Raw genomic sequence first — 18,612 nt, 5'->3', positions numbered from 1 at the left:
GCGGTGCGCATGAGTGACGACGACCTGATCGCCGCCGCCCGAGGGGCCGCCGCGAACTCCTATTCGCCCTATTCCAATTTCGCCGTGGGGGCCGCCCTGCTGTTTGCCGATGGCAGCGTGGTGACGGGCACCAATATCGAGAACGCCAGCTATGGCCTCGCGCTGTGTGCAGAGACGGTGGCGGTGTCCAAGGCCATGGCCGACGGTGTGCGCGGAGGCCTTGTGGCAGTTGCCGTGACCGGGCCGGGCGAAATGCCGATCACGCCATGCGGCCGCTGTCGCCAGGTGCTCAATGAACTGGCGCAGCTGGGCGGTACCGACCCGGCAATCCTGTGCGTGGGGCCCGATGAAGTGCGGCGCACCACTTTGACCGCACTGCTACCCGATGCTTTCGGCCCGGCGAGCCTCGTGTGACCACGCGCCGTGCCGCACTCGGCGGCATGGCAGCCGCATTGGGGGCGCTGGCCGCACCTTTCCCCGCGCTGGCAAAATCGCGCCGTATCGCGCCGCGCCTCAGGCAGGGCGACACCGTGGCACTGGTCGCCCCGGCAAGCGCAGCCTCGGAACGCGAAATCGCCAATTCGGAATTCACGCTGTGCGGCATGGGCCTCATTCCCAAGACCGGTGCCAATGTGGCCGCGAGGTCCGGCTACCTCGCCGGGACCGATGCCCAGCGCGCAGCCGACATCAACGCAGCCTTCGCGGACGAGACCGTGAAGGCTATCTTCGCCGTTCGCGGGGGTTGGGGCGGGGCACGGCTCCTTCCCTTGCTCGACTGGGAGATGATCCGGCGTAATCCCAAGCTGTTCGTGGGCTATAGCGACAATACCGCGCTGCACCTCGCCATCGCGGAGAAGGCCGGATTTCCCACTCTGCACTCGCCCAATGCAGCCAGCCCGTGGCCGCGGAGCAGTTGGGAGAGCCTGTGGCACCTCGCCTTTGCAGGTGCTGTCCCGGTACTTGGCGGTGCAGGAGAGGAGCCCGAATTGGCCCAAGGTCCGCAGGGACGGACTATCAGGGAGGGCACGGCTCGGGGCAGGCTGCTCGGCGGCAATCTCACCGTGCTTTCCACTTTGATGGGCACGCCATGGGTGCCGGATTTCGACGGTGCAATCCTGTTCCTGGAGGACGTGAACGAGGCGGAATACCGGATCGACCGGATGCTCCAGCAATTGCAGCTGGCGGGGGTTCTGGGCCGGTTGTCGGGTGTCGTCTTCGGCCGGTGCCGCAGCTGTGCGAGCGACGAGCCGGACTATGCCGGTTTCACGCTGGACGAAGTGCTCGACCAGCACCTAACTCCGCTCGGTATTCCGGCGTTCGTCGGATCCAACATCGGCCACCACCGCGGGCAGCTGGCGCTGCCGCACGGTGCTAAAGTGGAAATCGATGCCGGGGCGCGGACGATCCGGCTGCTCGAACCGATCGTCGCCTGACCTACTTGTCCAGCGCTTCCAGCCATTCGAGCAGGCTGGCAAGGCAATCGCGCGCCAGCATCTTGCAGCGTTCCGGCGACCAGCCCTGTTCCGGCTCGGGGCTTGCGGGATTGTCCTTGTAGGGCATCTCCAGCGTCATCGCGACCGCGCCGAACCGCTCGGCCACCTGGTTGGTGCTCATGGTGAGGTTGGCCTGGCCCGGCTTGGACTTCACATAGCCCTGCTCGGTCTGGAAATCGGGCGTGCGGCGGTCGAGGATCTTCTCGAAGCTGTAATAGCCCTCGCCCTGCTCGTCCTTCCAGCTCGGGATGCCTTCGAAGCCAGCAATGAAAGCTACGGGGATCGCCTCGTCGCCGTGGACGTCCATGGCGAAGTCGACGCCCGTTTCATCCATCCGGTTGCGGATGGCGAGAACCTCGGGGCTCTTTTCGGCAGTCGGTTCGGCCCATTCGCGGTTGAGGTTGATGCCTGCCGCGTTGACCCGCAGGTTGCCGCGGCGCGATCCATCGGGATTGCAGTTGGGCACGACATGGAGACGGCACCGCTGGCGCAGCAGGCGCCCGACGCTGTCGGCAGGATCGGTGAGGACCTCGAGCGCGCCTTCCATCCACCATTCGGCCTGCGTTTCGCCCGGGTGCTGGCGGGCGTAGAGCCAGACCTTGAATTCGCCTTCGCCCATTTCGAGGCAGTCGATCGGCTGGCCGTCGAGCGTGGTGCCGAGGCAGCGGTAGTCCACTCCTTCGCTCGACGCGGCTTCTGCGACGAGGTCGTGGTGGCGCTCCATCGAATAGGGCGCAAAGTAAGCGAACCACACCACGTCGCTTGCCGGCGTGTAGCGGATGGTCAGCGTGCCGCCGTCCTCGTCCTTGTCATAGGAAGAGGCGGCGCGGCCCCAGTAATCGCGGTCTTCCGAAACGCAGGCATCGTAGCCCGGCCAGCCGCCCGGATAGGCGCTGGTTTCGAGATCGCGGATCTTCAGCACGAGTTCGCGCCCCGCCGCGCCGGTCACGCGGAAATGGAACCACTGCTTGAACTCGCTCTTGGTATCGAGCGGGATCGCCAGTTTCGCACTGGCACCGTCGATCGACAGCACTTCGATATTGCCGCTGTCGAATTCGGCATCGATCCGGATATCGCTCACTTGGGAACCTCTACTTCTATCGTTTCGCCATTGTTGCCGGGAAAATCGCTGAACAGCGCGGCGGCGAGGGTCTGTGCGTTTGCTTGCGCTTGCGCAAGGGGCGAGTTGTCGGGAACGCGCAGGTCGGCGCGGCCTTCCCACATATTGGCTTGCGATGCGGCATCGCGGATGGTGACGGACAGTTCGCTGCCCAGCTTGTCGCGCTCGCCGCCGCCCAGGTTTATGCCGATGCCGACACCGACGCCGGAGCCATAGCTGCCGGTGCGCCCGCCGACGCCGACAGTAACCGGCGAGCGCCTGCCTTCCGCGCTCTGCACGTATCGTTCGAGGGTAACCGTGGCGATCTGGCGGGCGGAAGCCCGGTCGGTCTCGGTGTAGCCCAATGCCCGAAGCTGGGCAGCGACGGCGGACTTGTATGGCATCAAGGCGAGGCTGTCCGTGTCCTGTGTGCCGGATCCTTCCAAGAAGATCGTGCCTTCGCCGAGGCGAGCGCTCGCTTCCGGTGCGACGAATCGCGTGACCTGCACGGGGCCCGGCGCGGTGGCGCAGGCCGAGAGTGCAAGTGTGCCGAGGGCAGCGAATGTCAGGGCGATCCGGTTCATTTTGGGGGCTCTTTCGACGATGGGCGTTAAAGAAAGAAGAACGCGTGACAGGCGGCAAAGGCTCCGGACCGGAGTTTCCGGCCGCACCGATTGCGCCGCTCACGCGATCTGCTAGGCGCGGGCGAATGGATAGCATAACGAAAATTCCGGTCCTTGTGACCGGCGGCGCCGGCTACATCGGAAGCCACGCAGTGCTTGCCTTGCGCGATGCCGGCTGGCCGGTGGCAGTCATCGACAACCTGTCGACCGGGTTCAAATTCGCCGTGCCCGACGACGTCCCGCTTTATGAAGGCGATATTGCCGACTGCGACCTGCTGGCACAAATCATCGCCGAGCAAGGCATCAAGGCGATCATGCATTTTGCCGGTTCGATCATCGTGCCTGAATCGGTGGAGAACCCGCTCAAATATTACGACAACAACACGGTGAAGAGCCGGACCCTGATCGAGGCAGCGGTAAAGGGAGGGGTGGAGCACTTCATTTTCTCGTCGACCGCCGCGACCTACGGCACGCCGGAAACATCGCCGGTATCCGAGGACAGCCCCAGGGAACCCATCAATCCGTACGGCTGGTCGAAACTGATGACAGAGCAGATGCTGGCCGACGCCAGTGCCGCGCACGGGTTCAACTTCTGCGCGCTGCGGTACTTCAATGTGGCAGGTGCCGATCCGCAGGCGCGAAGCGGCCAGTCGACGGCCGGCGCGACCCATCTGATCAAGGTCGCCTGCGAGGCGGCGACGGGCAAGCGCGACGGGGTCTCGGTTTTCGGCACCGATTTCGAAACGCCCGACGGCACCGGGGTGCGCGATTACATCCATGTCAGCGACCTTGCGGCGGCCCATGTTCTCGCGCTCGAGGCGCTGATCGACCAGCCAGCCCGTTCGCTGACCATGAACTGCGGTTATGGCCGGGGCTTCTCGGTCCTCGAGGTGCTGGATGCCGTCGACCGGGTGACCAATTCGCGCATCGAGCGGCGGATGGAGCCGCGCCGCGCGGGCGACCCGGGCGAGCTGGTGTCCGATCCATCGCGCATCAAGGCTACGCTTCCATGGCAGCCCAAATACGCCGATCTCGACCAGATCATCGGCCATGCGGTACAGTGGGAGCGCAAACTCGGCGAAATTCGCGGAGATGCTTGACGGGAATCACCCCCGTCGCTAACGGGCGCGCTTGAATTTGGCGCGTCGGGGCACCAACTCCGGCGCGTATTTATTTGCTAGACGAGATATACCATGAAGATCCGCAACAGCCTCAAGTCGCTCAAGAGCCGGCACCGCGATTGCCGCGTGATCCGTCGTCGCGGGCGGACCTACGTCATCAACAAGACCAACCGTCGCTTCAAGGCTCGCCAGGGCTAAGCACCCGGCGTGCGGCGCCGCTGGCGTCGCGACTGGTTTTTCGACCGGCCCGGCTCCCTAGGGAGTGCGGGCCGTTCGCATTCGGGAAGGGGCGACAATGGCCGCCAGCGTGGAAGCCGTAGTGTTCGACGTGGGGCGCGTGCTCTACCAGTGGCAGATCGCCTCGCTGTTCGAGAAGATCGTCGATGACAAGGCTCGGCTGCGCAAGCTGCTCGACGAGGTCGTTACCGAGGAATGGCATTTCCAGCACGATCATGGCCGGCCGCTTGCGGAAATGGTGCCCGAACGCATCGCGCTCTATCCCGATTTCGCCGACGAGATCCGCGCCTATGCGACGCGGTTCAACGAGACGATCCCCGGCCCGGTAGAAGGTAGCCACGAGCTGGTCGAAAGGCTCGATGCAAGGGGCGTCCCGCTATTCGCGATCACCAATTTCGGCGCCGAATTCTGGGCCGGCTTCCGCCCGACCGCACCGATCTTCGACCGCTTTCGCGATATCGTGGTCTCCGGCGAGGAATGTCTCGCCAAGCCTGACCACGCGATCTTCGCGCTGGCCGAGGAGCGATTCGCCCTGCACCCGTCCGCGATGCTGTTCATCGACGATAACGAGGCGAACATCGAAGCCGCGCAAGGATGCGGTTGGCAGGTCCACCATTTCACTGATGCAGCCGGACTCGAAGCCGATCTCTCCGCACGCGGGCTGATCTGAAAAAAGGCCCCAGCGTTTCCGCCGGGGCCTTGGAGGTCCACCCTGATGGAGAGGGGGTGGGGGGTCCGGTTGGACGGCCTTAGCCGTTGCACTTAGCCAGCTTGTCGGCTTCCAGCGCTTCGCCCTTGGCGGTGAAGGAAACCACTTCGCCGAGGTCGCGGTTCAGTTCGCGGCACACGCGCAGCGGGCGCGAGGTGCCCTTGGTGCCGACGCAGCTGGTGTCGGCGCAGGTCCATGCAACGCCGCCGGCAATCACGGTACGCTCGGCAGCAGGCTGCGCGAGCTCGGCAGTGTAGAACGGGCCGCTCGACGACTTGGCTTCGGCAACCGTCGGGGTGACGAGCGCGCCGAAGGTCAGCGTGGTGTAAGCGAAAGCGGTGGCGAGAACGCCCAGGTGGGCGGTGCGGTTCAGGGAGAGGGTCATGGTCAAGCTCCGATACTTCATTGCAATTTTCTCAACTGGCCTTGCGAAAACTGCAATCTAGGTTTTCATTTGCAACTGGTTGCGAATCGCTACCTATGCCGATAGGTTTCGTGATGCAACCCATTTTTTGAAATATTTGGCTTTGGCGAAAACTGCGCTAAATAGGTTTCACGGGAAGGACTGATTTTATGGGCGATATCCGCGAACCACTGCGCGAACTGACCGAATGCGGCTTGCCGCAGGCTCTCGAAGTCATGGGCGAACGCTGGAGTTTCATGATCTTGCGAGCCAGCTTCAATGGCCTGCACCACTTCGAGGAATTCCTGAGCGAGCTGGGCATTGCCCGCAACATCCTCTCAAACCGGCTGGCCAAGCTGGTCGAGCATGGCATCCTCAAACGCGACCCGTGCCCGGATGACCGTCGCAAGATCGAGTACCGACTGACCGATAAGGGCTTCGACCTGCTCCCAGCCATGGTGGCTCTGCGCCAGTGGGGCCAGAAATACGGTGCCGAAGTGGTCGAGAACCCGGTGCTGGTGGACGAGCGCGATCGGCTGCCCATCGGCCCGACCTCGATCCTCAGCCATGACGGGCGCCTTCTCGGCCCGGCGGATCTCGCACTTGTCGAACGCAAGAACCTCGGCATCCGCGCCGACGGGACCAAGGCAGAGCCGCATGCCATCATGAAGAACGGCTCGGTCGTCGACATTGCGTCCGCTCGCAAGGCCAAGGACGCCGCCTGAGAGAAGAGATCGAACGCACGCCCGACGGCCGCTACATCATCGTGCGCGGTCGCCTGTGGCGGGCTGCCAATCCGAACCTGCCGGATATTGACCGCCAAAAGCTGGTAGACCGGCTGATGGCCGCACGCCGCGCCGTGGCGGCAGCGCGCCGTTCGGGCGACGGCGAGGCGGAAAAACAAGCTCGCCAGGAAGTGCATGCCGCCAAGCTGGGCCTCGGCGAACGCGGGCCGGTCTGGTGGGACGACGGCGCGCCCGATTTCAACCGGCACCTGCTGAAGAACACGCCCTACGCGGAAAAATGACGTCATGGCGCGGCTGGCACCGTGACGTCATCGTTAAAACCATCTCAACAGGTTCATGTCAGGAGAATCGCGAAGTCGGGCCTCAAGTCCCGCCGGAGCCGGGCCGTATTGTGATCGAAATCGAAGTTCAGAACGAAACCCATCAGACCGTCTTCCGCATCAAGACGGTTGCCGTGCCGCGCATCGGCGAAGGTATTCGCCTGCGCGAACCGAACGGTTCATGGGCTTCCTATGACGTGCTCGACGTCTGGTACCAGCAAGCCGAGTTCGGCGAGGTCTGGATGCCCTATGTCCACGTGCGCATGACACCGGACGAACTCCGCGCCGTCGAAATGGCCAAGTCGAACCCGATGGTCGACAAGGCGCAGGCGATCCCGATCGAGGATTTCCTCAAGAAATTCGAAGGCGACGTGGAGCACGAAACGGTCAAGCTCAACCTCGACATGGGCGAGGGTAACTAGGGCTGACGATCTCTGCCAATTCAAGCGCGCGGCGGCTGCCTGCGGTAGCTGAGCGCCTCCGCGATATGGATGCGGCCGACCTGGTCCGATCCAGCGAGGTCGGCGATCGTGCGCGCGACGCGTAGCATCCTCGTATAGCTGCGGGCGGAAAGTCGCATCGCACTGGCCGCTTGCATAAGCAGCTGGCGACCCGGCTCGTCCGGGCCGGCGAAACGTTCGAGCGCATCGCCCTGAAGTTCGGAATTGGTGCGCACCCCGCTTTCGGCTTCGCGCGCGGTCTGGCGGGCGCGGGCGGCCGCAACACGGGCGGCGACCTCGGCGCTACCCTCGGCAGGCGGCGGGAGCGCAAGATCGGCCGCGCTGACCGGATCGACTTCCACGTGGAGATCAATCCGGTCGAGCGTCGGGCCTGAAACCTTGCTCTGGTAATCGGCGGCACATTTCGGCGCGCGGCTACAGGCAAGCGCGGGGTCGCCAAGATGGCCGCACCGGCACGGGTTCATCGCGGCAATCAGCTGGACGTTGGCGGGAAAGGTCACGTGGGCGTTCGCGCGCGCCACGTCCACCGTGTTGGTTTCGAGCGGCTGACGCAGCGAATCGAGCACCGCCCGCTGGAATTCGGGCAGTTCGTCGAGGAAGAGGACGCCGAGGTGCGCCAGGCTCACCTCGCCCGGCTTCACGCGCAGCCCTCCACCGGTGAGCGCAGCCATGCTGGCGGAGTGGTGCGGCGCGCGGAAGGGGCGTGCGCGGCTGATGCGACCGTCTTCCAGCAGACCAGCGACCGATTGCACCATGCTCACTTCGAGCGCCTCGGGCGGGGTCAGCGGCGGCAGGATTCCGGGCAGGCAGCTTGCAAGGAGCGACTTGCCGGCACCGGGCGGTCCGATCATCAGGAGATTGTGACTGCCAGCGGCGGCAATCTCGAGCGCGCGCTTGGCGGTTTCCTGCCCTTTTACCTGCCTGAGGTCGGCGCCATGGACCGGTTCGTCGACCAGTCCTCTTTCGGGTTCGGCGAGCTGCCCCGTCCCCTTGAGATGGTTGAGCAGGCTGGCAAGGTCGGGCGCGGCAAGGACCGGCACTTCGCTGGCCCACTTGGCTTCCGAGCCCTGCGCCGCGGGGCAGATCAGGCCCTTGCCCGTTTCGCTGGCATGCATCGCGGCGAGGAGCACGCCCGGCGATGGCGCTACCCGTGCATCGAGCGCCAACTCGCCCACCACGACCCAGTCCTCCAACTGCTCGGCATCGGTGACGGCCATCGCGGCGAGCACTGCCAGCGCGATCGGCAGGTCGTAATGCGACCCTTCCTTGGGGAGGTCCGCAGGTGACAGGTTGATGGTGATCCGCTTTGGCGGCAGGGCCAGTCCCATGGAGGACAGGGCGGCGCGCACCCGTTCCTTGCTTTCGCCGACGGCCTTGTCCGCCAGCCCGACGATGTTGAAGTTCGGCAGGCCAGGCGCGAGCGAGCATTGCACCTCCACCGCGCGCGCTTCCAGCCCGAGATAGGCCACCGTCCGGACCAGTGCGACCACCCTTATCCCCCGTCTCTGTATTCGTCCTGAGGCAGTGACGAAAAACCCTTTTGTTGTCGAGACTTGGCGAGCAAAATGTTCGGGAAAGACATGGCGTTAACGCCGCGTTGACCATGCCCTTTGGTAAGCCGGTAAGAGGGGCGGGCGCAGTGCGGCTGCATGCTTCGCGCGGTCCTTCTCCTGCTTGCCACACTGGCCACCGGATTTGCCTCCCCGGTGGCGGCGCAGTCGATGGGCCTCGTGAAGCTCCCCATTGCCTTCGTCAGCCAGCCAGTCGTGCAGCAGGTCCATGCGGGTCGCCCGATCCCCGCGATCGAAGCGCCGCGCGCGCCGGTGTCCGTCACCGTGCAGACGATTGTCTACGCGCCCGTCCCCGCTGCGCCGCAGTTCGTGCCGCGACCGGTACATCAGCCGACCTATTCCGCCGTTCGCGCCCGCTTCCCCGGTATCGACCGCAGCCTGCGCAATTACAGCGCCGGGATTGCCCAGTACGGGCCCTTCCGCGTGCTCGACGAAGGGCGCGTGGCGCTGGTGGGCGAAACCGATGCGGACAGTCCGCGCTGGTTTCGCGTCATGATGCGCCGCCACCCGAATCTGGCACAGCTCGACATGGTCGAATGCCCGGGCACCAGTGACGACCTGGCCAACATGAAACTCGGCCGGATGATCCGTACTGCAGGGCTCGCGACCTATGTTCCGCGTCGCGGCTCGGTGCGTTCGGGTGCGGTCGAGCTCTTCCTCGCAGGTGCTGCCCGCGACATCGCCGACGGGGCGGAGTTCGCCGTGCACAGCTGGATGGACGAACACGGCAACGAAGCGCAGGATTACGAGGAGGATGCGCCGGAAAATCGTCGCTACCTTACCTATTACCGTGAAATGGGCATGAACGAGCGCGATGCGCGTGCATTCTACCGCTTCACCAACTCTGTCCCTCACCGCTCGGCCCGCTGGCTCGATGCGCACGAAATGCGGCGCTGGGTAGGCGGCGGAGCCGGCACCGGTGAGCGTGCCCAGCAGATTGCCTATGCCGCATATTGACGCTGCGCGGAGGGCTTGACCGACCACATCGTTTCGCCTAAGCGCCCCTCCACCAATGCGGTCGCCGGCAGCGGCGGCCCTTTTTGTTGGCGCGATTCGCCCGACAGACAACGAATTTTTGAAGGACTATCCGATGAAGCGGACTTTCCAGCCCTCGAACCTCGTGCGCGCCCGTCGCCACGGTTTCTTCGCGCGCAAGGCGACCCCGGGTGGCCGCAAGGTGCTTCGCGCCCGTCGCGCTCGCGGCCGCAAGAACCTCTGCGCCTAATCGCCTGATCCGCCGCGCCCTGTGCGCGGCCATGATCGCGATAATCAAACGGGCTCCCATCGGGGGCCCGTTTTGCGTATCTGCCTACCATGCCGCACGGCCTATCAGTCATTCGCAAGCGCAGCGACTTCCTCGCCGCTAACAAGGGGCTGCGCAATGCACGGCCCGGTTTCGTGCTGCTGACGCGCCCGAACGAGGGGCAGGGCAAGCGCTACGGCATCACCGTGACGAAGAAGATCGGCAACGCCGTCGTGCGCAACCGGATGAAGCGCCGCTTCCGCGAGCTGCTCTGGGCGGGCCTTCCCGAACTCGGCCTTCCGGACCACGACCATATCCTGATCGGCCGCGAAGGCGGGGTCGAGCGTGACTATGCGATGCTGGCCGAGGAACTTGCCGCCGCGCTGGAGCGGGCAAAGGACGGCAAGGGCGACCGCCCGCGCGGACCCCGCCGCCCGCGGAGCCCGCGCGCATGAAGCATGTCCTGATCCTGATTGCCCGCGCCTGGCAGCTGGGCCCCAGCCGCATCCTGCCGCCGACCTGCCGCTATTCTCCCTCGTGCAGCCAGTACGCCATAGAGGCGCTGGGAAAATATGGGGCGATCAAGGGTGGATGGCTGGCGCTGAAGCGGCTATTGCGCTGCCAACCGTGGGGGGGCTGCGGACACGACCCCGTTCCGTAGCTGTCTTGACGATCTAACACACCATTCCCATCTGAACCGAAACCTGAACCGGGATCGACCTTGGAAAATTCGCGCAACATCATTCTCGTCGTCGTGCTGTCGATGGCCCTATTGCTGGGCTGGGACGCTGCGATGAACTATCTCTATCCGCAGCCCGACGAACCGGTGGTGGCCGCCGAAACCGCCGCCGCATCCGACTCCGCCGCGGAGGTCAAGCATTCGCGGACTGGCGGGCTGACCGATCCGGCTGCGCTGGCTCAGGAAGTGGCAGACCTCGAAACTGCCTTGGCATCGCCCGACCGGGTGCGTATCGATTCGCCCAAGGTCGCCGGCTCGATCAACCTGATCGGCGCCGTGATCGACGACGTGGTGCTCAAGGATTACGCCGACACGACCGACAAGGACAGCGGCCCGGTTCGCCTGTTCTCGCCGCGCGGCACGCCTGCGCAGCACTTCGCCCAGCTCGGCTTTATCGTGAATGGCCAGAAGCTGCCCGATGCAACCGTGTGGCAGGCCGATGGCGATCTGCTGACAGTCGACAAGCCCGTCACGCTGACGCACGACGCCGGCAACGGGCTGGAACTCCAGCTGCGCTATGCCATCGACGAAAATTACATGGTCACGGTCGAGCAGAGCATTGCCAACCGCTCTGCCGTGCCCGCAGTTGTCCAGCCGTTCGGCCTCGTCAGCCGTACTTCCGACACCGCCAGCGCGGACTTCTTCATCGCGCATTCCGGACCCATCGGCGTGTTCGGCGACAGCGCGAATTACGATACGGACTACAGCGATCTCGACGATGACGGTCCGGTCAGTCCGCAGGGGCGTGCCGAATGGCTCGGCTTCACCGACATCTACTGGCTGTCCGCGCTCGTACCGCAGGACGGTTCGGCCCCGGATGCGACCTTCCGCGCGCTCGGCGGCAATGCCTACCGCGCCGACATGATATACGACCCGGTGACCGTGCCGGCCGGCCGCAAGTACACGACAACTTCGCGGCTTTACGCCGGTGCCAAGGATTCCACGATCCTCGACGCCTACCAGGATGCCGGCCTTGCGCAGTTCGGTCTGGCGATCGACTGGGGCTGGTTCCGCTGGTTCGAAAAGCCGCTGCTGTGGTTGCTCAAGACGCTGTTCGATCTCGTCGGCAATTTCGGCGTGGCGATCATCTGCCTCACCATCATCGTTCGCGGCGTGATGTTCCCCATCGCGCAGAAGCAGTTTTCTTCGATGGCCTCGATGAAGGCGATCCAGCCGCGGATGAAGGCGATCCAAGAGAAGTACAAGGACGACCGCCTCCAGCAGCAGCAGGAAATGCAGAAGCTGTTCCGCGAGGAAAAGGTCAATCCGCTGGCAGGCTGCCTGCCGCTGATCCTGCAGATTCCTATCTTCTTCGCGCTCTACAAGGTGCTGTATCTCGCCATCGAGATGCGTCACCGCAACTTCCTCTGGATCGAGGATCTTTCCGCGCCCGATCCGGCGACCATCCTGAACCTGTTCGGCTTGCTGCCGTTCACGCCGCCCAGCTTCCTCGCCATCGGCGTGCTGGCGGTGCTGCTCGGCGTCACCATGTGGCTGACCTTCAAGCTGAACCCGTCGGCGATGGACCCCGTCCAGCAGCAGGTCTTCGCGATCATGCCGTGGGTCCTCATGTTCATCATGGCACCCTTCGCGGCCGGCCTGCTGCTCTACTGGGTAACCTCGAACATCCTGACGCTGGCGCAGCAGAAGTATCTCTATTCCAAGCATCCGCAATTGAAGGCGGCTGCGGAGAAGGAGAAGGCCGAAAAGGCGGCCGAGGCGGCAAAGGCCAAAGGATGACCGAAGGAGAAGCCGCCGAACTGGCACAGCTGGAACGGCGGGCCAACAAGCTGTTTTCGGGCCGGGTGGAGTTCCTTCTCTCGGCCCCACAGCTCAAGTTCCTGCCCGAGCCGACCGTCCCCGAAATCGCCTTCGCGGGCCGTTCGAACGTGGGCAAGAGCTCGCTGCTGAACGCGCTGACTGGCCGCAAGGCCATCGCACGTGCTTCGGTGACGCCCGGCCGCACACAGGAGCTAAACTTCTTCGAGGTTGGCGAGCCGACGCTGTTCCGCCTCGTCGACATGCCGGGCTATGGCTTTGCCAAGGCGCCGGTGAAGGTCGTCGAGAAGTGGAAGAGCCTCGTGAAGACCTATCTTCGCGGGCGCCAGGTGCTGGTGCGCAACCTTGTCCTCGTCGACAGCCGGCACGGCCTCAAGGATGTCGACCGCGACATGATGAAGATGCTGGACGAAGCTGCCGTCGGCTACCGCATCGTGCTGACCAAGGCGGACAAGGTGAAAGCTAGCGATCTCGAAAAGGTCGTTGCCGCGACCGAGGCCGAGGCAAGGAAGCACATCGCCGCCTATCCGCAGATCCACGTCACTTCGAGCGAGAAGGGCATGGGCATCGCGGAACTACGCGCTGCCGTCCTGAGCGACGTCGGCGTCTGATCGGCGATCGGGCGGGTGCGGTCCGCCCCGTTCAGCTCATCAATTCGCGTACGAAGGGGATGAGACCCGTCTGGCGCTGGCGCTTCATGCGTTCGGCGTCGAGGATTTCGCGCACCTTGCCAAAGCACAGGTTCACGTCCTCGTTGATCACGACATAGTCGTAAGCGTCCCAGTGGCTGATTTCCGCACGGGCCCGTTCCATGCGGGCATCGATCACGTCCTTTTCGTCCTGCGCGCGCGCTTCGAGGCGGCGACGCAGTTCGGCGATGCTGGGCGGCAGGATGAACACCCGGACCACGTCCTGCTGGTCCTTCTGGTACAGCTGCTGCGTGCCCTGCCAGTCGATGTCGAACAGGAAATCCTGCCCGTCCTTCAACGCTGCGCGGATGCGGCCCTTGGGCGTGCCATAGCGATGGCCGAAGACATGCGCCCATTCGTAGAAGTCGTCTTCCTCGACCATGCGGTCGAATTCGGCATCGTCGACGAAGTAGTAGTGAACCCCGTCGACCTCGCCCGGACGCGGCGGACGAGTGGTGACGCTGACCGACAGCTTGATCTCGTCATCGGCCTCCAAGAGCATGCGCGATATGGTCGTCTTGCCCGCCCCGCTGGGCGAGGACAGGATGAACATTAGCCCGCGGCGGGCGAGTGCGGCTTGCGAAGAGGAGGATTCGGCCATGCGCGCTGTTGGCGCATGGGGCGGGTGCGAATCAACCCCGCGCTTGCTTCAGTTCACACTCAGGCGTCGCCCTTGGTCTGCTTGCGCAGCGTTCGATCACCCTTGCGACGAGCCGTGCGGCGCGACTGGCTGCGGTCGAACAGGACCTTGAGCGCGAGGCCAGCACCGACCGCCAGCGCGCCCGGCACCGAGCGGGTCGCGACCTTGGTCACGCCATAAGCGGCCAGCGTGTGCACGATGGAGCGGTTCTCGACCGCATCCTTGGCGAACTGCTTGCCGTACTGGCGGCCGAGCAGCATCTTTTCGACCGTCTGGCGCGAAATGCGCCCCACGCTGCGCAGCATGATCTCGTTGATCAGCAGGTTGGTGGCGGGATTGGTGCTGGGTCCGGGCACGGGGTCCGGGATGCCGGGATTCGGATCGGTTGCCTGTTCGAGCGCGTCTGCAGCCCGGTCGGTCAAGTGAGTCGGCTTCTTCTTGCGTGCCACGCCCGTGTCCTGCCCCGTTTGCGGCGCTGGTGAGGAACCGCGCCGTTTACTTCTTGCGGCCGAAATCGACCGTGACGACGTTCGAGCCGTCTTCCGCCCCTTCAACGGGTGCGGGGTCTGCCTGTTCCTCGTCATTGCCGGCCGGATCGGTTGCGGCGGGCGCCATGTCGGCGACGGTAGCCTGGAACTGGAGGCCGAAATCGACCGCCGGATCGACGAACTGGGTGATCGCCGAATAGGGAATGTCGAGCTGGGCAGGGATCTGGTTGAACGATAGGCCGACGCTGAAGCCGTCTTCGCGCACGTTCAGGTCCCAGAACTTGTTCTGCAGGACGATCGTCATCTCATCCGGAAACCGCTCGCGCAGGTTTGCGGGGATGGAAACGCCCGGGGCATGGGTCTTGAACGTGATGTAGAAATGATGCGCGCCCGGCAGTTCGCTGCCGCTTGCCTCGATTTCGCCGAGAACGCGGCCGACCACGGCACGCAGCGCTTCCTGCACGATCGTGTCGTAGGGGATCAGGCTGTCGGGCGTATCGTCGCTCATGGCGCACTAGGTGGAACCGCGCGGCGTGCGGGTCAAGCGCTTTAAGCCTGACTTTACCGTGCGAATAGCCGCATTTTCTTGCGCCTAGCGCCCGCTCGCCTATAGCGCGGGCCATGCGTACAGGCCGTATCGAGAGAAACACCGCCGAAACGAAAATCCTGGTCGAGGTCGATCTCGACGGGATCGGCACCTACGACGTCGCAACGGGTATCGGCTTCCTCGACCATATGGTCGAACAGTTCGCCAAGCACTCGCTTATCGACGTGACCATGAAGGTCGATGGCGACCTGCATGTCGACCAGCACCACACGACCGAAGACAGCGCCCTCGCGCTCGGCCAGGCGTTGGCGCAGGCGCTCGGCGACAAGGGCGGGATCGCGCGCTACGGCAGCGCCTATTCGCCGATGGACGAGACGCTGGCGCGCGTGGCGCTCGATATCTCGGGCCGCCCATACCTCGTGTGGAAGGCCGGGTTCAGCCAGGAAAAGCTGGGAGAATGGGACACAGAGCTGATCGAGCACTGGTTCCATTCGGTTGCCCAGACCTGTGGCCTGACGCTGCATGTCGAGCTGCTTTACGGCACCAACAACCACCACATCTGCGAGGCGATCTACAAGGGCTTTGCTCGTGCGATGCGCGTCGCAGTGGAGATCGATCCGCGCAAGGGCGGGGCCATTCCGTCGACCAAGGGACAGCTCGGTGGCTGAAGTCATTGCCCTCGTCGATTACGGCGCGGGGAACCTGCATTCGGTCGAGAACGCGCTGAGGAAGGTCGGGGCGGCGGTCAAAGTCACTGCCGATCCCGATGTGCTGCGCGCGGCCGACCGCATTGTACTGCCGGGCGTCGGCAGCTTCGGTGCCTGCGCTGCGGGCCTGCGCGCCGAGAAGGGCGTAATCGAGGCGATGCACGAACGCGTTTTCGTCGGGGGCGCGCCGTTCCTCGGCATTTGTGTGGGCATGCAACTGCTTGCCACGCGCGGGCTCGAACATGGCGAGACCCCGGGGCTCGACTGGATCCCCGGCGAGGTGCGTCTCATCCGCCCGCGCGATGAAAGCGTGAAGGTCCCGCACATGGGCTGGAACGATGTCGCCCCGACGCACCAGGCGGAAGACCACCCCGTGATCGAGGATGGCGAGGCCTATTTCCTCCATTCCTACCATTTCCATGCCGACAAGGGCCGCGACGTGCTGGCCATGACCGACCATGGCGGCGGCCTTGTCGCGGCTGTCGGTCGCGACAACTTGCTTGGTGTGCAATTCCATCCGGAAAAGAGCCAGGCCTACGGGCTCGGTCTCCTTTCCCGCTTTCTCGAGTGGAAGCCATGATCGTTTTCCCCGCCATTGATCTGAAGGCCGGCCAGGTCGTGCGCCTCGCCGAAGGCGATATGGACCGTGCGACGGTCTACGGTGACAATCCGGCTGCGCAGGCGACACTGTTTGCCGACGCGGGTGCGCAGCATCTCCATGTTGTCGATCTCGACGGCTCTTTCGCAGGGTCGGCGCAGAACCGCGACGCGGTGGAGAGCATCGTCGCGGCTTTCCCGGGGCATGTGCAGCTGGGTGGCGGCATCCGCCGGCGCGAAGACGTCGAGGGCTGGTTCGATGCAGGCGTCTCGCGCATCGTCATGGGCTCGGCGGCCTTGAAGGACCCCGAATTCGTCAAGGACATGGCGCGCGAATTCGAGGGCGGTATCGTCGTCGCGGTCGATGCGAAGGACGGCATGGTCGCGACCGAGGGCTGGGCCGAGGTGTCCGACGTGTCAGTGGTCGCCCTTGCCCGCCGGTTCGAGGACGCGGGCGTTGCTGCGCTGCTCTTCACCGACATCGGGCGTGACGGACTGCTTAAGGGCGTCAACCTCGATGCGACGGTCGATCTTGCACGGCAGGTCGACATCCCCGTGATCGCCAGTGGCGGGGTAAAAGGCATCGATGACATCCACGTGCTCTCGCTCCACGCGAAGGAAGGCATCGAAGGCGTGATTACTGGCCGTGCGCTTTATGACGGGCGGCTGGACCTTGCAGCGGCGCTGGCAGTGGCGGCGCGGGCATGATGGCCGCAGTCTATCTAATCACGACAGCAATCGCCGTGTATGCTCTGTTCTCGGGTTTTCGTTCGAAGGAAATGTCCGCGATGGGCGTGCCATACGGAAATTGGCAACGCGTCGATAACCCCGGTATGTTTTGGTTCGCTGCGTTGTTCAATATCCTCGTGCTTTTTGGGGGAATTCTCCTCCTCGCTGACGAGTTGATGCCATGACCGTCCGCATCCGCGTCATTCCCTGTCTTGATGTGGCCGACGGGCGCGTGGTGAAGGGCGTGAATTTCGTCGACCTGAAGGACGCGGGCGATCCGGTCGAACAGGCGCAGGCCTATGACAGGGCGGGCGCGGACGAGCTGTGCTTCCTCGACATCTCGGCCAGCCACGAAGGGCGCGGCACGCTGCTCGACATGGTGAGGCGCACGGCTGCGGTGTGCTTCATGCCGCTGACCGTGGGCGGTGGGGTGCGCAGCGTCGAGGATGCGCGTGCGCTGCTGCTCGCCGGAGCCGACAAGGTGGCGGTCAATTCTGCCGCCGTCTCGCGGCCCGAACTCGTGCGCGAGATCGCCGAGAAATTTGGCAGCCAGTGCGTCGTCGCCAGCGTCGATGCGCGCGCCAAGACCGAGGGCGAGGGCTTTCGCGGCTGGGAAATCTACACCCATGGCGGTCGCAAGCCGACCGGGATCGACGCGGTCGAACACGCCCAGCGGCTGGCAGATCTGGGCGCGGGCGAACTGCTCGTCACTTCGATGGACGGCGACGGGACCAAGCAGGGCTACGACCTCGAGCTGACCCGCGCGATTGCCGACAGCGTTTCGGTGCCCGTGATCGCCAGCGGCGGTGTCGGCACGCTCCAGCATCTCGTCGACGGCGTGACCGAAGGCCATGCCAGCGCCGTTCTGGCCGCCTCGATCTTCCATTTCGGCGAATATTCCATCGCCGAGGCGCACACAGCCCTGCGCGCGGCGGGCTTGCCTGCGCGCGGCTGATCGGTGCAGGAGAAGCACATGGATACGCTCGCCCGTCTCGAACAGACCATCGCCCAGCGTCTCGGCGCCTCGCCCGATGAAAGCTATGTCGCGAGCCTCCATCACAAGGGTCTTGCCAAGATCGCCCAGAAGGTCGGCGAGGAAGCGGTCGAAGCCGTAATCGCAGCCGTCGGCGACGACCGTGACGGACTGGTCGCCGAAAGCGCGGATCTCCTCATGCACCTTCTCGTGCTGCTGCAGGCCAAAGGCGTATCGCTGGCCGAGGTGCTGGCCGAACTCGACCGGCGCGAGGGCGTCTCGGGCCTGGAAGAAAAAGCCAGCAGGAGCAAATGACGATGCCGATCGATCCCATGCAACCCTACGACGACAACAACATCTTCGCGAAGATCCTGCGCGGCGAGATCCCCTCGACCAAGGTGTACGAGGACGAGTGGGCCTATGCCTTCGAGGACATCAATCCGCAGGCGCAGGTGCACACGCTGGTCGTACCCAAGGGGCGCTATGTCAGCTGGGACGATTTCAGCGACAAGGCGAGCGCGGAAGAAATCGCCGGCTTCGTGCGCGCGGTCGGCAAGGTCGCCCGCGACAAGGGGTTGGTGGAGCCGGGCTACCGGATGATGGCCAATATCGGTGCCCACGGCGGTCAGGAAGTGCCGCATCTGCACGTCCACATCTTCGGCGGACAGTTCCTGGGGCCGATGATCGCAAGATAAGCA

Annotated in this window: 28 protein-coding genes; 21 read left to right on the top strand and 7 right to left on the bottom strand. The window is 64.5% G+C overall.

From position 1 onward, the window contains the following. The first annotated feature begins 9 nt into the window (after positions 1 to 9). Both LCL94_RS05015 and LCL94_RS05010 read left to right on the top strand, forming a co-directional pair. Complete coding sequence (locus tag LCL94_RS05015; RefSeq protein ID WP_224831251.1) at positions 10 to 414, top strand: cytidine deaminase; 405 nt, start codon at positions 10 to 12, stop codon at positions 412 to 414. Then, positions 411 to 1,433, top strand: coding sequence for a S66 peptidase family protein (locus tag LCL94_RS05010; RefSeq protein ID WP_224831250.1), 1,023 nt, complete (start codon positions 411 to 413; stop codon positions 1,431 to 1,433). Before LCL94_RS05015 ends, LCL94_RS05010 begins: the two co-directional genes overlap by 4 nt. A 1-nt stretch (position 1,434) precedes the next feature. Here LCL94_RS05010 and LCL94_RS05005 read toward each other — a convergent pair whose 3' ends face one another. Continuing rightward, the gene (locus tag LCL94_RS05005; RefSeq protein ID WP_224831249.1) at positions 1,435 to 2,574 is read right to left on the bottom strand and encodes a M14-type cytosolic carboxypeptidase; all 1,140 of its coding nucleotides are present in this window, start codon (positions 2,572 to 2,574) and stop codon (positions 1,435 to 1,437) included. Continuing rightward, the gene (locus LCL94_RS05000) at positions 2,571 to 3,176 is read right to left on the bottom strand and encodes a DUF4136 domain-containing protein (protein ID WP_224831248.1); all 606 of its coding nucleotides are present in this window, start codon (positions 3,174 to 3,176) and stop codon (positions 2,571 to 2,573) included. The genes LCL94_RS05005 and LCL94_RS05000 overlap by 4 nt, the downstream gene beginning before the upstream one ends. A gap of 125 nt (positions 3,177 to 3,301) precedes the next feature. Between LCL94_RS05000 and galE the strand changes: the two genes are divergently transcribed. From galE to LCL94_RS04985, 3 genes are all read left to right on the top strand, one after another. After that, positions 3,302 to 4,315, top strand: coding sequence for a UDP-glucose 4-epimerase GalE (gene galE / locus LCL94_RS04995; RefSeq protein ID WP_224831247.1), 1,014 nt, complete (start codon positions 3,302 to 3,304; stop codon positions 4,313 to 4,315). Positions 4,316 to 4,408: 93 nt separating this feature from the next. Next, on the top strand, positions 4,409 to 4,534 hold the full coding sequence (gene ykgO, locus LCL94_RS04990; RefSeq protein ID WP_006833921.1) for a type B 50S ribosomal protein L36: 126 nt from the start codon (positions 4,409 to 4,411) through the stop codon (positions 4,532 to 4,534). Between the two features lie 97 nt (positions 4,535 to 4,631). Then, positions 4,632 to 5,243: an HAD family hydrolase gene (locus LCL94_RS04985; protein WP_224831246.1), complete on the top strand. Its 612-nt coding sequence runs from the start codon at positions 4,632 to 4,634 to the stop codon at positions 5,241 to 5,243. A 79-nt stretch (positions 5,244 to 5,322) separates the two neighbouring features. On the opposite strand, the gene LCL94_RS04980 is transcribed toward LCL94_RS04985, so the two are convergent. Next, a complete protein-coding gene (locus LCL94_RS04980; RefSeq protein WP_224831245.1) occupies positions 5,323 to 5,667 on the bottom strand; it encodes a CC_3452 family protein in 345 nt (114 codons plus the stop codon). Positions 5,668 to 5,855: 188 nt separating this feature from the next. Between LCL94_RS04980 and LCL94_RS04975 the strand changes: the two genes are divergently transcribed. The 3 genes from LCL94_RS04975 to LCL94_RS04965 all read left to right on the top strand — a co-directional run bounded on the left by LCL94_RS04975 (position 5,856) and on the right by LCL94_RS04965 (position 7,173). After that, positions 5,856 to 6,410 (top strand): winged helix-turn-helix transcriptional regulator, encoded by a 555-nt coding sequence (locus LCL94_RS04975; RefSeq protein ID WP_160608274.1) that lies wholly within the window; start codon positions 5,856 to 5,858, stop codon positions 6,408 to 6,410. A gap of 116 nt (positions 6,411 to 6,526) precedes the next feature. Beyond that, positions 6,527 to 6,712 carry a hypothetical protein gene (locus LCL94_RS13465; RefSeq protein ID WP_318245565.1) on the top strand — a complete coding sequence of 62 codons (186 nt, stop codon included), beginning with the start codon at positions 6,527 to 6,529 and terminating at the stop codon, positions 6,710 to 6,712. A 110-nt stretch (positions 6,713 to 6,822) separates the two neighbouring features. After that, positions 6,823 to 7,173, top strand: a complete 351-nt coding sequence (locus tag LCL94_RS04965) for a hypothetical protein (RefSeq protein WP_224831244.1) — start codon at positions 6,823 to 6,825, stop codon at positions 7,171 to 7,173. Between the two features lie 20 nt (positions 7,174 to 7,193). On the opposite strand, the gene LCL94_RS04960 is transcribed toward LCL94_RS04965, so the two are convergent. Beyond that, positions 7,194 to 8,702 (bottom strand): YifB family Mg chelatase-like AAA ATPase, encoded by a 1,509-nt coding sequence (locus LCL94_RS04960; protein WP_224831243.1) that lies wholly within the window; start codon positions 8,700 to 8,702, stop codon positions 7,194 to 7,196. 159 nt (positions 8,703 to 8,861) lie between these two features. Between LCL94_RS04960 and LCL94_RS04955 the strand changes: the two genes are divergently transcribed. From LCL94_RS04955 to yihA, 6 genes are all read left to right on the top strand, one after another. Continuing rightward, a complete protein-coding gene (locus LCL94_RS04955) occupies positions 8,862 to 9,740 on the top strand; it encodes an alpha/beta hydrolase (RefSeq protein WP_224831242.1) in 879 nt (292 codons plus the stop codon). Between the two features lie 133 nt (positions 9,741 to 9,873). Beyond that, entirely contained in the window at positions 9,874 to 10,008 is a 135-nt protein-coding gene (gene rpmH, locus LCL94_RS04950; RefSeq protein WP_006833929.1) for a 50S ribosomal protein L34, read from the top strand. Between the two features lie 89 nt (positions 10,009 to 10,097). Then, on the top strand, positions 10,098 to 10,481 hold the full coding sequence (rnpA, locus tag LCL94_RS04945) for a ribonuclease P protein component (protein WP_224831241.1): 384 nt from the start codon (positions 10,098 to 10,100) through the stop codon (positions 10,479 to 10,481). Then, a complete protein-coding gene (yidD, locus tag LCL94_RS04940) occupies positions 10,478 to 10,687 on the top strand; it encodes a membrane protein insertion efficiency factor YidD (protein WP_160608269.1) in 210 nt (69 codons plus the stop codon). Before rnpA ends, yidD begins: the two co-directional genes overlap by 4 nt. 60 nt (positions 10,688 to 10,747) lie before the next feature. Next, positions 10,748 to 12,505 carry a membrane protein insertase YidC gene (gene yidC, locus LCL94_RS04935; protein ID WP_224831240.1) on the top strand — a complete coding sequence of 586 codons (1,758 nt, stop codon included), beginning with the start codon at positions 10,748 to 10,750 and terminating at the stop codon, positions 12,503 to 12,505. Beyond that, positions 12,502 to 13,155: a ribosome biogenesis GTP-binding protein YihA/YsxC gene (gene yihA / locus LCL94_RS04930; protein WP_224831239.1), complete on the top strand. Its 654-nt coding sequence runs from the start codon at positions 12,502 to 12,504 to the stop codon at positions 13,153 to 13,155. Before yidC ends, yihA begins: the two co-directional genes overlap by 4 nt. 31 nt (positions 13,156 to 13,186) lie before the next feature. Here the strand turns inward: yihA and gmk are convergent, their stop codons facing one another. Genes gmk through LCL94_RS04915 form a run of 3 tightly spaced genes read right to left on the bottom strand, consistent with a single transcriptional unit; the run spans position 13,187 to position 14,869 of the window. Beyond that, positions 13,187 to 13,834 (bottom strand): guanylate kinase, encoded by a 648-nt coding sequence (gene gmk, locus LCL94_RS04925; RefSeq protein WP_224831238.1) that lies wholly within the window; start codon positions 13,832 to 13,834, stop codon positions 13,187 to 13,189. Between the two features lie 59 nt (positions 13,835 to 13,893). Continuing rightward, entirely contained in the window at positions 13,894 to 14,322 is a 429-nt protein-coding gene (locus tag LCL94_RS04920) for a hypothetical protein (protein ID WP_224831237.1), read from the bottom strand. Positions 14,323 to 14,368: 46 nt separating this feature from the next. Continuing rightward, positions 14,369 to 14,869, bottom strand: a complete 501-nt coding sequence (locus tag LCL94_RS04915; protein WP_224831236.1) for an SspB family protein — start codon at positions 14,867 to 14,869, stop codon at positions 14,369 to 14,371. Positions 14,870 to 14,982: 113 nt separating this feature from the next. Between LCL94_RS04915 and hisB the strand changes: the two genes are divergently transcribed. Genes hisB through LCL94_RS04880 form a run of 7 tightly spaced genes read left to right on the top strand, consistent with a single transcriptional unit; the run spans position 14,983 to position 18,609 of the window. Continuing rightward, on the top strand, positions 14,983 to 15,576 hold the full coding sequence (hisB, locus tag LCL94_RS04910) for an imidazoleglycerol-phosphate dehydratase HisB (RefSeq protein ID WP_224831235.1): 594 nt from the start codon (positions 14,983 to 14,985) through the stop codon (positions 15,574 to 15,576). Continuing rightward, positions 15,569 to 16,195: an imidazole glycerol phosphate synthase subunit HisH gene (gene hisH, locus LCL94_RS04905; protein ID WP_224831234.1), complete on the top strand. Its 627-nt coding sequence runs from the start codon at positions 15,569 to 15,571 to the stop codon at positions 16,193 to 16,195. The genes hisB and hisH overlap by 8 nt, the downstream gene beginning before the upstream one ends. Next, positions 16,192 to 16,920, top strand: coding sequence for a 1-(5-phosphoribosyl)-5-[(5-phosphoribosylamino)methylideneamino]imidazole-4-carboxamide isomerase (hisA, locus tag LCL94_RS04900; protein WP_224831233.1), 729 nt, complete (start codon positions 16,192 to 16,194; stop codon positions 16,918 to 16,920). Before hisH ends, hisA begins: the two co-directional genes overlap by 4 nt. Then, on the top strand, positions 16,917 to 17,126 hold the full coding sequence (locus tag LCL94_RS04895; protein ID WP_224831232.1) for a hypothetical protein: 210 nt from the start codon (positions 16,917 to 16,919) through the stop codon (positions 17,124 to 17,126). Before hisA ends, LCL94_RS04895 begins: the two co-directional genes overlap by 4 nt. Continuing rightward, the gene (hisF, locus tag LCL94_RS04890) at positions 17,123 to 17,896 is read left to right on the top strand and encodes an imidazole glycerol phosphate synthase subunit HisF (RefSeq protein WP_224831231.1); all 774 of its coding nucleotides are present in this window, start codon (positions 17,123 to 17,125) and stop codon (positions 17,894 to 17,896) included. Before LCL94_RS04895 ends, hisF begins: the two co-directional genes overlap by 4 nt. Before the next feature lie 18 nt (positions 17,897 to 17,914). Continuing rightward, the gene (locus LCL94_RS04885) at positions 17,915 to 18,229 is read left to right on the top strand and encodes a phosphoribosyl-ATP diphosphatase (RefSeq protein WP_224831230.1); all 315 of its coding nucleotides are present in this window, start codon (positions 17,915 to 17,917) and stop codon (positions 18,227 to 18,229) included. Positions 18,230 to 18,231: 2 nt separating this feature from the next. Continuing rightward, positions 18,232 to 18,609 (top strand): histidine triad nucleotide-binding protein, encoded by a 378-nt coding sequence (locus LCL94_RS04880; RefSeq protein WP_224832661.1) that lies wholly within the window; start codon positions 18,232 to 18,234, stop codon positions 18,607 to 18,609. Positions 18,610 to 18,612: the final 3 nt, after the last annotated feature.

This window comes from Qipengyuania gaetbuli (genome assembly GCF_020171365.1).
Classification (GTDB): domain Bacteria; phylum Pseudomonadota; class Alphaproteobacteria; order Sphingomonadales; family Sphingomonadaceae; genus Qipengyuania; species Qipengyuania gaetbuli_B.
Note: the sequence above shows the minus strand (reverse complement) of the source record. Positions and strands in the feature narration are given on the sequence as shown.